Origin of the sequence: Methylobacterium sp. 37f, assembly GCF_023093475.1 — a bacterium.
Classification (GTDB): domain Bacteria; phylum Pseudomonadota; class Alphaproteobacteria; order Rhizobiales; family Beijerinckiaceae; genus Methylobacterium.
This window is the reverse complement of record NZ_JAGHKN010000014.1, coordinates 13,905-25,633: the sequence shown is the minus strand read 5'-3', so window position 1 is coordinate 25,633 and position 11,729 is coordinate 13,905. Positions and strand designations below refer to the sequence as shown.

The 11,729-nt window shown below is 57.9% G+C and carries 14 protein-coding genes and 1 pseudogene; 10 read left to right on the top strand and 5 right to left on the bottom strand.

What is annotated here, in order from left to right; all coding sequences use genetic code 11:
• Window positions 1-87: 87 nt before the first annotated feature.
• On the bottom strand, window positions 88-618 hold the full coding sequence (locus J7U37_RS11600) for a 2'-5' RNA ligase family protein (RefSeq protein WP_247635828.1): 531 nt from the start codon (window positions 616-618) through the stop codon (window positions 88-90).
• A gap of 244 nt (window positions 619-862) precedes the next feature.
• On the opposite strand from J7U37_RS11600, the gene J7U37_RS11595 reads away from it, so the two are divergent.
• On the top strand, window positions 863-1,846 hold the full coding sequence (locus J7U37_RS11595; RefSeq protein ID WP_247635827.1) for a hypothetical protein: 984 nt from the start codon (window positions 863-865) through the stop codon (window positions 1,844-1,846).
• A gap of 41 nt (window positions 1,847-1,887) precedes the next feature.
• Window positions 1,888-2,424, top strand: a pseudogene (locus tag J7U37_RS11590) (glutathione S-transferase family protein); the annotation flags it as partial.
• A gap of 442 nt (window positions 2,425-2,866) precedes the next feature.
• Here the strand turns inward: J7U37_RS11590 and J7U37_RS11585 are convergent.
• Window positions 2,867-3,970, bottom strand: coding sequence for a hypothetical protein (locus J7U37_RS11585; RefSeq protein ID WP_247635826.1), 1,104 nt, complete (start codon window positions 3,968-3,970; stop codon window positions 2,867-2,869).
• A 481-nt stretch (window positions 3,971-4,451) separates the two neighbouring features.
• Between J7U37_RS11585 and J7U37_RS11580 the strand changes: the two genes are divergently transcribed.
• Entirely contained in the window at window positions 4,452-5,255 is an 804-nt protein-coding gene (locus J7U37_RS11580; protein WP_247635825.1) for a hypothetical protein, read from the top strand.
• A gap of 69 nt (window positions 5,256-5,324) precedes the next feature.
• Window positions 5,325-5,906 (top strand): hypothetical protein, encoded by a 582-nt coding sequence (locus J7U37_RS11575; protein ID WP_247635824.1) that lies wholly within the window; start codon window positions 5,325-5,327, stop codon window positions 5,904-5,906.
• A gap of 17 nt (window positions 5,907-5,923) precedes the next feature.
• On the opposite strand, the gene J7U37_RS11570 is transcribed toward J7U37_RS11575, so the two are convergent.
• The 3 genes from J7U37_RS11570 to J7U37_RS11560 are packed head-to-tail and all read right to left on the bottom strand — an operon-like array spanning window position 5,924 to window position 7,657.
• A complete protein-coding gene (locus J7U37_RS11570; protein WP_247635823.1) occupies window positions 5,924-6,364 on the bottom strand; it encodes a hypothetical protein in 441 nt (146 codons plus the stop codon).
• 31 nt (window positions 6,365-6,395) lie between these two features.
• Window positions 6,396-6,635: an NUMOD3 domain-containing DNA-binding protein gene (locus J7U37_RS11565; RefSeq protein ID WP_247635822.1), complete on the bottom strand. Its 240-nt coding sequence runs from the start codon at window positions 6,633-6,635 to the stop codon at window positions 6,396-6,398.
• Between the two features lie 44 nt (window positions 6,636-6,679).
• On the bottom strand, window positions 6,680-7,657 hold the full coding sequence (locus J7U37_RS11560) for a hypothetical protein (protein WP_247635821.1): 978 nt from the start codon (window positions 7,655-7,657) through the stop codon (window positions 6,680-6,682).
• A gap of 125 nt (window positions 7,658-7,782) precedes the next feature.
• Here J7U37_RS11560 and J7U37_RS11555 point away from each other — a divergent pair, with 125 nt between their 5' ends.
• The 6 genes from J7U37_RS11555 (at window position 7,783) to J7U37_RS11530 (ending at window position 11,705) form a co-directional block, all read left to right on the top strand.
• Window positions 7,783-8,214, top strand: a complete 432-nt coding sequence (locus J7U37_RS11555) for a lysozyme (protein ID WP_247635820.1) — start codon at window positions 7,783-7,785, stop codon at window positions 8,212-8,214.
• A 29-nt stretch (window positions 8,215-8,243) separates the two neighbouring features.
• A complete protein-coding gene (locus tag J7U37_RS11550) occupies window positions 8,244-8,534 on the top strand; it encodes an endodeoxyribonuclease (protein ID WP_247635819.1) in 291 nt (96 codons plus the stop codon).
• Complete coding sequence (locus J7U37_RS11545) at window positions 8,534-8,836, top strand: hypothetical protein (RefSeq protein WP_247635818.1); 303 nt, start codon at window positions 8,534-8,536, stop codon at window positions 8,834-8,836. Before J7U37_RS11550 ends, J7U37_RS11545 begins: the two co-directional genes overlap by 1 nt.
• Window positions 8,837-8,959: 123 nt before the next feature.
• A complete protein-coding gene (locus tag J7U37_RS11540) occupies window positions 8,960-9,286 on the top strand; it encodes a hypothetical protein (protein WP_247635817.1) in 327 nt (108 codons plus the stop codon).
• 121 nt (window positions 9,287-9,407) lie between these two features.
• On the top strand, window positions 9,408-10,544 hold the full coding sequence (locus J7U37_RS11535) for a hypothetical protein (protein WP_247635816.1): 1,137 nt from the start codon (window positions 9,408-9,410) through the stop codon (window positions 10,542-10,544).
• A 696-nt stretch (window positions 10,545-11,240) separates the two neighbouring features.
• A complete protein-coding gene (locus tag J7U37_RS11530) occupies window positions 11,241-11,705 on the top strand; it encodes a hypothetical protein (protein WP_247635815.1) in 465 nt (154 codons plus the stop codon).
• Window positions 11,706-11,729: the final 24 nt, after the last annotated feature.

The following is an 11,729-nucleotide window of genomic DNA, read 5'->3' as shown; positions in this document are numbered from 1 at the left end:
CGAACGGCGGACAAGGCTCCATCCCGACACGGTTTCTGAGCGCGCGACGTCTCTCATCGGTCGCTCGCCCCTCGAAGCCTGATGGGCCTACCCGAACGAAACGCTGGCCCGGCGCTCCCAGGGGCCGCCGAGATAACGCCACAGCAGCAGGCCGGGCGCCGTGAATCGGAACGGCGTGAATTCCGCCTCGAGTTCGGCGTGCAGGGCCCGCGCGGTGGCCGGGTCGACCTTGTTCTGCACCGTGACGTGCGGGCGCCAGCCCTGCCGGTCCTGCGCGGTCAAGCCGTCTTCCAGGGACTCGAACTGCTCGGCGAGGCGAGCCCGGAAGGCCGAGAGGGCGTCCGAGGCCAGCACGTAGGCCACCCCTCGCCCGGTGAAGCGCAGGCCGGTCACCGCCACCTCCGGCGGCGTCTGGCTGCGCATGAGTGCCGCCAGGGTCTCGACGATACCCGGCTCGCTCAGGCCCGGCAGGTGATGGAACAGGGTCGCGTGGGCGGGGATGTGGTTCAGCGCCTTGGGGAAGTGCCGGCGCCGCAGGCCGTCGAAGCGCGCGAAGGCGTGGGGCTCCATCGCCAGGGTGAGGATCAGCGGGTCGGGCGTCGGGCTGCGGTCTGTCATGATCCGTTCGAGATGGCGCGGCCGCGGCCGCATTCCAGGGCTTGGACGGGCCAAGGCTCGGGCGGGCGATGTCTCCGGCGCGCGAAGTCTCGGGTTAGGCGAAGTCTCGGGCGGGCCAAGTCTCGGGCGGGCCAAGGCTTGCGTGCGCCAAGGCTCGGCCGGGCCAGGTTTCGCGTGGGGCGCCATCGTCCCGGCCCGAGCGTCCGACCTGTTCAGAGGCGCCCGGGCCGGGTAGACAGCCCCCATGCGGCGCAGACACCGGGAGATCGTACATGTGGGGCGGGATGGCTGGCTCTTCCTGATCGGAGGCACCAACGGGGTCCTCGAGCAGTATCGCGCCACCCTGTCCCGCTGGTGGCGCCTGCGCGGCTGGGTCAAGCTCATCGAGACGCGGGCCGCCCGCGCCCAGGCGCTCGGCATCCGCTACCTGCACGTGGTCGTGCCGGAGAAGCTGTCGGTCTACGACGACCGCACCGTGGATCTGCGCTACGATCCGCGCCAATCCCCCGCCCGGGTGCTGGGGCGGCGCCTCATCAACAACCCCGCCTATGTCGACCTGCTGTCGCCGATGCGGGCGGCCCGCGACGGGCCGGTGCCGCTGTACTACCGCACCGACACGCACTGGAACTACGAGGGCTGCCGCTTCGCCTACCGCGAATTGATGCGGGCCTGCGGGGCCGTGCCCCCGGCCGATCTCGACGCGCGCCAGCGCTACGAGACCACGCGGGTGCGCGACCTGGGCGAGAAGCTGCCGGACAAGCCGGTCGAGACCGCGAGCCACGCCGTCCTCGACCGCGACGCGCAGCGCGTCTACGCCAGCCCCCTGGTCGCCGCCTACGAGGCTGCCGGCCGCGCCCCCGACCTGCATGTCGGCGCCCATGTGTGCTTCCGCAACGACCGTCCCGACATCGATCCCCGCACCCTCGTGCTGTTCGGCGATTCCTACGCGCATTTCGCGCCGATCATGCTGACCGGCATCCTCGCCGAGAGTTTTCGCGAGGTTCACTTCGTGTGGTCGTCGAGCATCGACTGGGCCTATGTCGAGCGGGTGAAGCCCGATCTGCTGCTGTTCGAGATGGCGGAGCGCTTCGTCACCCGGCTGCCGGACGACACTTTCGACATCGCCACCTATCAGACGGGCCAGCACCTGGCCGCCGCCGATCCGGTGGCGCCGCCGGTCCAGGCACCAGAGGGCGAGACGCCTGAGGGACTTCCCGTCCAGGCCTGAACGCCCATGTTGGGCCTCAGGCGTGACGAAGGGACAGGATCATGGGGCTGCTCGTCGACGGGGTCTGGCAGGACACCTGGTATGACACCAAGCGCACCGACGCCAAGTTCCGCAACTGGGTGACGGCGGACGGCGCCCCCGGACCGACCGGGGCGGGCGGCTTTCCGGCCGAGGCCGGGCGCTACCACCTCTACGTCTCCCTCGCCTGCCCCTGGGCCCACCGCACCCTGATCGTGCGCGCCCTCAAGGGCCTGGAGGACGCGATCTCGGTCTCGGTGGTCGACCCGCATATGGGGGCGGAGGGCTGGGTCTTCGGCGACTCGCCCGGCGCCACCCCCGACACCGTCAACGGTGCGGCCCGTCTCTACGAGGTCTACCTCCGGAACGATCCCGGCTTCACCGGCCGCGTCACCGTGCCGGTGCTGTGGGACAAGCGGCGCGCCACCATCGTGTCGAACGAATCGGCCGAGATCATCCGCATGCTGAACGGCGCCTTCGGGGGCGCGGGACCGGACCTCTACCCGGCCGACCTCGCCGAGGCGATCGATGCCGTCAACGCCCGCGTCTCCAAGCGCGTGCGATTGCACATGCACTAGTGTGAGGTTTTGAGCCTGCTCGCAAGCCAGTTTTAAGCCTGAGTTAACACCTGTGATCACGCGAACGGTGAGAACAAGAAAAGGCTGGCTATAGAGCGGATTTTTTTCCTAAGTGGCTCGCTCTGGAAGGAGAAAGACAGTCTACTGACTTTGCGGCAACGCAATGGAGTAGACAATGTGCAATGCAAACGCAGTTGAAGTGGTAGGACGCAGCCGGAAAGGTGGCTTTAAGCCGGTACAGAATACTAGCGCGGACGCGCTTACTGTGTGGGGTGAGATCGACGGACACGCTTTCCGCAGAGTGTTCAGTAGTTCCCGCGCTTGGCGTGCATGGCGCAACATGCAGCGCAGCCAAATCGAGGTGCGCGGCATGCAGAGCGGAAAGCATGCTTAGTTTATAGTTCTACTTCGCTGTTTTGTGCGCTTACCGCCGGGGTAAAGAGGTGAGCGGGAGGCCAAACGGCAGCGTAAAAAATACCTCGGGATTGTTCTTTCTGTCGAACGGCGTGCGGTCATCACTTGGAGGGGAAACGGTCGATCCCGCGATACGCCCACGACTACGCCGACCGAAAGTCGATCGGCCATGGCCCTGATTTAGGTCGCAGTCACCGAATGCAAACTTCGTGGTTGCAGGACACGGGATTTTTGTAACACCGACCGCTCCTCCATCTGCGGCTACAGAAATGGGTGCGTAGTTGGTGTTGAAGATGAACCTGAAGGTGCTGGTACGTTCCAAAGATACGGTGGGCTCAACACTGAGCGGGTTCCACACCTGTGCGATTAATTCGTATCTTCCATCAACACCTAGTTTATAACTCAGCGAAAATTCATAAGAAATCTGTCCTGGAGCAAGTATTTCTTTGTTGTCAACTGAAGTGAGATAGTTTTTAGCCATATTGGCAGTGAGGCCTTGGAGCCAAGATGACAGCGTGAGATCTGCGCTAATGCGAATTCGCTGAAAGTCAGAACCGTATTCATTTGCGGCCACACGCCTAAAATCAAGATCTTTTCCTTCCGGCAAGCCTTTATAGCAATCAAAATCTGGCGCCGATGGCCTATGTTCCTTGATATATGAAGTGTGATAGGAAGGGCGGTATATCTTTGCACTTTGCAGCAAAGCAAAATTTTGTTTAACTTCGAAAGTATCGGTGAGTGTTGCCGAAGGTCCCGCCCCGAGCGTTAAGGATTTGAAGTCACCTAGCCTTGAAATGCGATTAAATCCAACAGTCAATGATTTCACATCGACTTCCTTGAGATTGACATAAATTCCGGCGAACAAATCGTCAGCAATATCTATGTAAGGATGTTCGTAGGCTCTTGGATTACCCGCGCGATAGAAATTTCCAAAGTATTCTCTCTGCTGTCTATTTGTCTCAAGGAAAGTAATCATTTCGCATTTTATTGATTTCAAGATGCGAGGCACCGCGATACCTTGTGCGGGATCAACCACTTCATATGGCGTAGCGCATGCTGCCAACTGCAGGCTAACAGCAATAAAAGAAACTGATCTGACGAATTCGCTGCGCATGCTTGGCTACCCCCTTTTGCATACTTGAAAATAAAGTCTACGCGTCGTCCAGGGGTTTTCGTGCAACAGTATCTTTGAATTTTCGCTTTGCAGTTACACGCTAAGGCTGAATTTCTTCAGTAGGGCAACCCTCGCGGGATTAGTATTCGCTCCAAAATTTTCTGCCTTCTGCACCTGTCGCGCCTGCTTAACTCCGCGTCAAAGCCCTTGCACCCACGCGCACCCTATCGCGTGTCCACATCGCAAGGTTAACCAAGCACAAACAGGCCATTTGGCAAAAGTTGTTCTTGATCTGCCGCGCGACTGCTGGCATAAAGCAGGGGTCGCCAGCAACGAGGATCAGGCGACCGAAAAAATCAACAAGTGGCACGGGGTTACACCCTGCGCCGTGAGCACTGACGGGAACCAACACCGATAAGGCCGCAAGGCCCTCGTTGTTGGGACATCTCATCAACCCACAAACTTGTTGGTAGTAAGTCTCATGACCACCGCTGTTGTTGATACGAAGACCGTTGATCTCAAGTCCTCCCTCATGGAGGCCCTGGGTCAGCAAAAGGGGAGCACCCAATTCAACGTGGGTGCGAGCATCGTTGCCATCAATACGGTGGCAGCCGCTCACTCTCTCGCGAACATCGATATGGCGGGCCATCGCGTCTCGTTGATGTACAGGGCCATTCTTGAAATCCAAAGGGACAAGAAGAACCTTGCTGCTTTCGACAAGGAGCGAGTTCGCCATCAGGTGACACCGGCTCGAGCCGGGGCCAACGAGTACTATCCATTCGTTCGCGTAATGGATGGGCACTGGGCGGACCTGGCTGAGAAGACTGTGACCTTTGAGAACATTCCCAATCTGCGTAAGTGGTACCCGAACCCCAGCAGCCTCAAGTATGCGGTGGTGATCGCCGAATTGATCGCCCTCGGTATCAGCCCAGAGGACAGCGAGAAGTTCATCCAGGACTACAAGTTCTCTAAGACGGGCCAGACCCGGCTCAGAGGCTTGGAGGCGGCGAACAAGGATCGGCGTAACCCACCCAAGCGGAAGCGGGGCGACAAATGGCCAGCGGCTGACAAGGAGGCTGCTTACAAGGCCCACGGGCTTTGTGAACTGGATCCTGAAGTGGCAAAGTCGCTCACGTTCGAGAGCGACTTTGCCCTAGCCATTGTGCGGTTTGTGAACGGGCGAATGGAGATCATCTGCGATGCCGGTCTCGACGGCAACGCAGTGATCAAAGCGGTAAAGGCTCAGCAGAACGTCTGGGCCAGCAACCCCGCTCCCACCCCGTAATTCTCAATCGATGTGCAACAAGGGCCGTGCTGGGCAACTGGCACGGCCCTTCTTCGTGGAGAGCCACCGATGAACCTTGCTGTGATGATGAAAGTGGTTGCCCTGGAGGGCTTGCTGGCCACAATCCAAAGTGACCCAGCGCTGCACTTCCAGGCCACCGAACTGCGGCCCCACCTGACGGATGCGGAGTACGAGGAGTACATCCGCGAACTCAGGAGGAACCGCGAGGAGAAGAAGTCGGATGTGGAACTGCTGCTGAGCAGCGAAGCCCTGGACTACTGGACCGAGTTCAAGGACCTGTACCACCGGGCAACGCTGATCCAAGGTCTGCGGGAAACCGCAAGGCTGCTGGATGACGCAGCGGAACTCTCCGAAACGTTCGAGCAATTGGCACCTGCGGATCGCTACTTCTTCCGACCCGCACAAGCGGGGGAGAAGTGGAGCAAGATGCAGCACGCGCTGGAATACGACTTCGAAATCCTCAAGAGCAGCACGGACCTGTACTCGTGGCTGGATGCGCTTGAGAACCACACCCAAAAGCAGTTTCTGGCCGATCTGATTGAACGGCTGGAGCCATCCAAGCCGGTCACAAAGAAACCAGGGCAACGAGCGCCCTGGTTCCGAGAGTACATCAAGCGCAACGCTCGATAGCGCAGTGTGAACGTGCCTCAGGGCACGTTCACATGCTCGATGCTTTCCCCGCTGAGCAGCGCGTTCACGTCATCAATGATCTTGTTGAGCGCCTTCAACTGCTTGATGGTGAAGTCCTCGCCCTTGCGACCACGGATCGCCGGATGCGGCTTGCTCAGTTTCTCAATGAACCCATCGAGCAGTTCGCCCTTGGTCTGCTTGCTCTGGCTGCGACGGCCATAGAGCCCGCTGGGCATGTCCAGCACCTGTCGAAGTTCCTTGCGGAAGTGGTTCAGCGCTTCAATCACTGCGCGGGTGTAGGCGTGGTCGTCCTCGCTGAGCCGAGCATACTCCACGTCTCTGCCGAACGTGCTCGTCTTGGTGACCACGTGGGAGCAGATGTTGGCCGCGGGCAGTGACTTGCTGCGGGTCGCTGGGGTTGCTGCGGCAGCGGCCGGGAATTGAAATAGATCGTTCATGTGCGTTTCCTTTTATTGCTTTTTTTGTTGTTTAATTCTTGGCATCCTGCGCAGCCATTGCAGCGCGGACACGAGCCCAATACTGGCGGGCGGCCTCAGCGATAGCAGCCTTGTGGGCCTCGCTCTTGGGCTTGCTCAGTGCAGCCCGGTGTTCCTCGGTGCGGTAGCGGCCCTTGAGGCTGCTGCTGATTGCTTGGCGAGTGGCGTCCGTGTGTTTGGCTCCGGTACGTGCCGCTGCGATCTTGTTCTTTGTTTCCTGCGTGTGCTTCATGTTGTCCTCCGAGGCTTGCTGCCTTCTTGTTGTTGGATTTGCGATTACTTCTTGATGCCCATCTGCTGCAAACGGATGGTCTCCATGAGCGTGTTGCCGCCCTTCCTGTTCTCGAACTCCTCGCGCTCAGGCTTCATTTCGGGGTTGAGCCAGATGCCGTAAGCGAGCAGGTTGTTGCCCACGCGACCACCTGCGGGTCGCTTGTCCAAGGTCACTTCCATGTTCCAGCCCTGGAGGCTGAGTAGGATCGTGGGGTTGTCCTCTGCAACGTCCCAGAACACGATGGCCGCTGTGTAGATGATCACCTTGTTATCAGCGTCCTTGAACTTGGCTCCCACTGGCTTGATGTGCCACTTGGCCTGTCCCAGGTTCGCCTTGTCCAGCGTGTGATCGATTTCCACGTAGAAGGGATCGCGCTCGTAGCCCTCGGGTACGTTGTTGCGGAAGCCGCGCGCCACCGGGTGGAACGCACCCAGGTAACTGAACACGTCGCCACCATCCTCAAACACGAGGTGGATCTTGACCTTGTACTGGTTGCTCTTCTTCTTGCCCGGCTTGCCTGCGCCGTTGTCGAATAGGTCCACCTTCACATAGAATGGAGTAGGCATAATGGATGCACGCGCGCCGTCATCCTCTACCCCAATACTATCTTCTAGAGCCGATGGCAGTGCGGGGTTGTTCGGCTCGTCGTCCTGAGTGGCGAACGAAGGCGCGAGCCCGTTAGTCGTTACTTCCTCCTCGATGGCAACAGCCAGATGTTCCTCTGGTACAACGCCGATGGCGAAGCCATCAGGCGTGTATCCATTATTAACATTATTCTCATTAGTAAGAGCCGTTACTAATGGATACACGCCTTGTGCAGCCACTGGCTCATCTTCTAATGGATACACGCCTTGGCCCGTGATTAGGCTCTGCACGGCCATCTGCTGCTGGTGCTGCTCAGTGCGCTGGAAGTTGGCCACTTTGAGAGGATCAAAGCCAGCAGCGCGTAGACGTGCTTCGATGTCATTGCTGTTGTACATGTGTGTCTCCTTGTGCAGGCATAATGGTTGTGCGCCTGTCTTCATTCCTATTTATAGCACGAGGTTAGTTTCGGGCGTCAAATAAGAAAAGAACAGGCCATCTCTCATGCTGGGTAAATACTGGCATGAAGACGAGCATCGCAGGCTTGAGCCTGATCAAATCATTCGAGGGCTGCGAACTCACAGCCTACAAGTGCCCCGCAGGGGCACTCACCATTGGCTACGGCCACACCGGATCGGACGTGAAGCCCGGTCAGGTGATCACTCCCCATCGCGCAGAAGAACTGCTGCAAGGGGACCTCGCCAAGTTTGAGCAGGCCGTGAGCAAGGCCCTCAAGGTTGCGGTATCACCCAACCAGTTCGGTGCCCTCGTCAGCCTTGCCTACAACATCGGTGGCACTGCGCTGGCTCGGAGCACGCTGATCAAGCGGCTCAACGCTGGTGACACTCAGGGTGCAGCGGATCAGTTTTTGGCCTGGAATAAAGCGGGCGGCAAAGTGCTCAAGGGCCTCACCCGACGCAGGGAAGCAGAGCGCGCTCTGTTCCTGCATCCGTGAGCGGCTACCGAAACAAACTAGAGGCTCGGGTGGGTGCAGCGCTACCACCGGAGTACGCCTACGAGAGCACCTACCTCCCGTACACACTGGCGCATCGGTATTTGCCGGACTTCATTGACGCGGAGGCAAAGCGCATCGTGGAAGTGAAGGGCCGTTTTCCTGCCAGCGACAGAGCCAAGATGAAGGCCATCCGGCAGCAACACCCGAATTATCATATCGAAATCCGCTTCCAAGAACCCAACACGAAAATCGCAAAGAACAGCAAGACAACGTATGCCGCGTGGTGCGAGAAGAACGGAATTGCGTGGAGTAAGGCTTAGTGACTGATCTGATCACCAGAGAAAAGAAGATCAAGGGCAACTTTCAAACCCATAAGACCGCGTGCAAGAACTCGGGTACATTCTTCGCGATCACGCAGGATGAATGGCTGGCAGTTTGGCGCAGCCGCCCCCTGCGAGAGGGCACCGGCTATGTGGTCAAGCGCGATGATGCAGGCGAGTGGGTTCCCGACAACATCTGCTTCAAGCCCATGAAGGCCAAGGCACCCAACACTATCAAGCCCAAAGAGAGCCGCACCCTAACAGTGCGGCAGTGGGCGCAGGAGATGAGAGCCAAAAGGTAAATAGAATTGTGGGAAGTTGTGCTCCTGCAGACATGTGAAACTCCTTAAGTCGGTCGGAAAGCCCTGGTTCAGCCCAGGGCTTTCTTTTGAGTTAAGTAAATATCTGACAACCGGAGGTCGGATATGAACATTCAAATGATTATCGCTGCCGTGGTGTTCACCATCATTGCTGGACTATCCACAATGGTATACGTGCAGTACCAGCAGAACAGCGCAAAAGACGCGAAAATTAGTCAGCAATCTCAAGCACTCACAGTGCAAGAACGCACCATCAGCAGTCTCACTGCACAAGCGGCAGAAATTGAGAGCAAGCACTTAGTTCTGGGTGAAGCCTATGCGGAAGCGGAGCGTCGCCTACGCGCTCGTACTCGCAAGCCCGAACCCACCGTGGGTGCTCGGGATGAGTACATCAACGATCTAGGCCGAGCAATCGAAGGAGCCGCACGATGAAGCCGCATGCTCTCCTAGCCCTGGTAGGCCTCACAGCAGCCCTGGCAGGCTGTCAGACTGCAAGTGTGGCGGTGACCACTCCCTCGCTCAGCGTGGCCCCTCAGCGGCCCCGTGGCGTCACATGGAAGCCCGTGGACATCCGCAGGGAGACCCAGGACCGCTACGTGATGAACGGCAGCAGCCGCAACAATCTCAGGGACAACCTTGCGGACATCGCGCGCAGCCAGGAGCAGTGGAACGCCTTTGGCGACTACTATGCATCTGGTACAACCGAGCGCTAGAAGCCCATCATTTTTGCGGAGAGCATTTTATGCCGCCAACGAGAGCGCTGATCAGTTTTGCCCGAGCCACCGAAGACGACTTTCGGCAGGAAGAGGCTAAGTTGGCGTTCTTATGGTTTGAGGGGTTGATTGTTGAAAATCTAGGAGACTTTGATAAGGACAAATTCGTCAACAGTCTTATAGACGAGACAACGAGTAGAAGGGATAGGCACCTCATACACGATCTCACAGCGACCGTTGAGGAGGTTCTGGGAAAGCCTTCGATTGAAGAGCGTCTAGCAAAACTAGAGCATGGCTATCCGCGATGGGGTCAAAATGGCGAGAACTATGATTATCCCGAACCTGAAAATGCTTATGATTATGCGCACAACCAACTATTACGTGCTATCGAAATTGAGAAAGGAGTGGAAAGGTTCGTTGATGGCCATGAAATCGAACAGGTTGAAGGTCGCGTAAGGGTTGCTGTTGATGCCGTCGGCCTTTGGGACAAGGTGAATAAGGCTAGATCCTGCGTGCTGCAGGCAACTCTCGACGAGGATGCGGCTCTGAAAGCGGCCAGAAGTTTTGGCAGACCATCAGGGTCTGAAGCCTTACCATTTCATCTATTCAACAGTTCAATTCCGTCGTTGAAGGCTGTCCCATGGAATGAAATAATAAAAATCAAATTTACTGGAGCATTTGACGAACTACGCCAGAAAATGTCTGACATCGCCGTAGATGCGGATGGAGATCTAGATAGTGCAAGAAAATCTCTCGACACTCATGTTCAAGAAGTGATGGACGAAATTGTCGAGAAAGCAAAGCCGCGACCGTTCCTAGTATCGATGCTTTCTATCATCGGAAACTTACCATTCCCTGTCGCGAATCCAGTGGGGGTTTACACTTCTGTGAGGGATGCAGCAAGCGAAGTAAAGAAAAAAGATGATTATAATTGGCTCTATATGCTGCGAGAACTGAAGAAAAAATCTTCGCCGTGACTTCCTCCGAGGGACGCGGAAAGCGGTCTCAGATCGGAAAGTCTGGCGGCATATCGCTCTCTAGGTCACTCGGCCAAACGTGAAAGCGCGGGCTCATCTGCGTGCCCCTGTTGCGATGCCGGGGGCAGTCCTTACTGATCTGCACCCTCACATGATCCAGGCTGGCCTCCGCTCCGAAGCGCTCAGCCAGTCTAGCCAGACGGTACACACCTGTACGCCACGGACAGAAGATGCATTCGAAGCGCACCGCCACTTAGGGGTATTGGCTCAAACGCTCCGGGACCCTCATCGCCCGGAGCGAGCGCCTTCCTTCACGAAGCCAGCACCGATGCTGCGCCACTTCACCAACTCACGAGCATGAGCCGCACGGCGCTTGCAGATGTCATCCGCTATGGCAGCCTGGAGCGCACGAACCGTGTTCCCGCCGTTGGGCACAAGGTAGGGCTCAGCGATGCTAGCAAGGTCCCTGGTGGTACGCCGAATGGGGATGGTGCTCATGAACCGGCCTCCTTGGAACAGAACGGGAACAACACCATCCCGTTCCCACGGTCAAGCCTCCATAATCTCATTGCGTGATCAAACGCCCTCACCCTAGCGCCTGCCAAAGGCGGCAGTCATTTCGCAGGTTACGGCAGCCCGGATATGATCTGACGCAGAGGTTCACCAGAGTGGAGGGCGACATCAGTGACAGCGCAGATGCCCGACCGCATCCTCATTGACGGTGAGTGCAAAACCCTGAAGTTTTGGGGATGGCCTTTCCCGCCGGAAGTGCGCCTCACCAAAGGCTGTCATTTCGCAGGCAGTTCCACCGCCACGCAGCGAGGATACTCCTCCACATGGCAGGTCATCGATGGTCGGCTGTATCTCGCTGGGTTTGGCGGCACGATCAGGTGCTTTGGCTCAGACGAGGTACGGCAGGTTTCCAAGGAGACATTTTTCCCAGGCACCGAACCCACCTTTGCGTATTGGATGGATCACACGTTCAAGATCGGCATCGGGGACGTCGTTGGATACTCGCACGGCGGTGCAGGCTACCATTACGATAAGTACCGCTACCTCTACATCCACAGGGGGATAGTGGTACGTGACGAGATTAGGTTGAACAGCGAAATTAGCGAAGAAGATAAGGCACGCTATCGAAAACACGGCAATCCCTGGTAAGCGCGGCCGCAGTCTAAGATTGTG

What these genes read in the sequence shown, in the direction of transcription:
- J7U37_RS11570 (WP_247635823.1), bottom strand. Translation starts at nt 6,364, where the DNA reads ATGAACGATCTATTTCAATTCCCGGCCGCTGCCGCAGCAACCCCAGCG.
- J7U37_RS11530 (WP_247635815.1), top strand. Translation starts at nt 11,241, where the DNA reads ATGCCCGACCGCATCCTCATTGACGGTGAGTGCAAAACCCTGAAGTTT.
- J7U37_RS11560 (WP_247635821.1), bottom strand. Translation starts at nt 7,657, where the DNA reads ATGTACAACAGCAATGACATCGAAGCACGTCTACGCGCTGCTGGCTTT.
- J7U37_RS11580 (WP_247635825.1), top strand. Translation starts at nt 4,452, where the DNA reads ATGACCACCGCTGTTGTTGATACGAAGACCGTTGATCTCAAGTCCTCC.
- J7U37_RS11535 (WP_247635816.1), top strand. Translation starts at nt 9,408, where the DNA reads ATGGAAGCCCGTGGACATCCGCAGGGAGACCCAGGACCGCTACGTGAT.
- J7U37_RS11575 (WP_247635824.1), top strand. Translation starts at nt 5,325, where the DNA reads ATGAACCTTGCTGTGATGATGAAAGTGGTTGCCCTGGAGGGCTTGCTG.
- J7U37_RS11595 (WP_247635827.1), top strand. Translation starts at nt 863, where the DNA reads ATGCGGCGCAGACACCGGGAGATCGTACATGTGGGGCGGGATGGCTGG.
- J7U37_RS11555 (WP_247635820.1), top strand. Translation starts at nt 7,783, where the DNA reads ATGAAGACGAGCATCGCAGGCTTGAGCCTGATCAAATCATTCGAGGGC.
- J7U37_RS11540 (WP_247635817.1), top strand. Translation starts at nt 8,960, where the DNA reads ATGAACATTCAAATGATTATCGCTGCCGTGGTGTTCACCATCATTGCT.
- J7U37_RS11585 (WP_247635826.1), bottom strand. Translation starts at nt 3,970, where the DNA reads ATGCGCAGCGAATTCGTCAGATCAGTTTCTTTTATTGCTGTTAGCCTG.
- J7U37_RS11565 (WP_247635822.1), bottom strand. Translation starts at nt 6,635, where the DNA reads ATGAAGCACACGCAGGAAACAAAGAACAAGATCGCAGCGGCACGTACC.
- J7U37_RS11600 (WP_247635828.1), bottom strand. Translation starts at nt 618, where the DNA reads ATGACAGACCGCAGCCCGACGCCCGACCCGCTGATCCTCACCCTGGCG.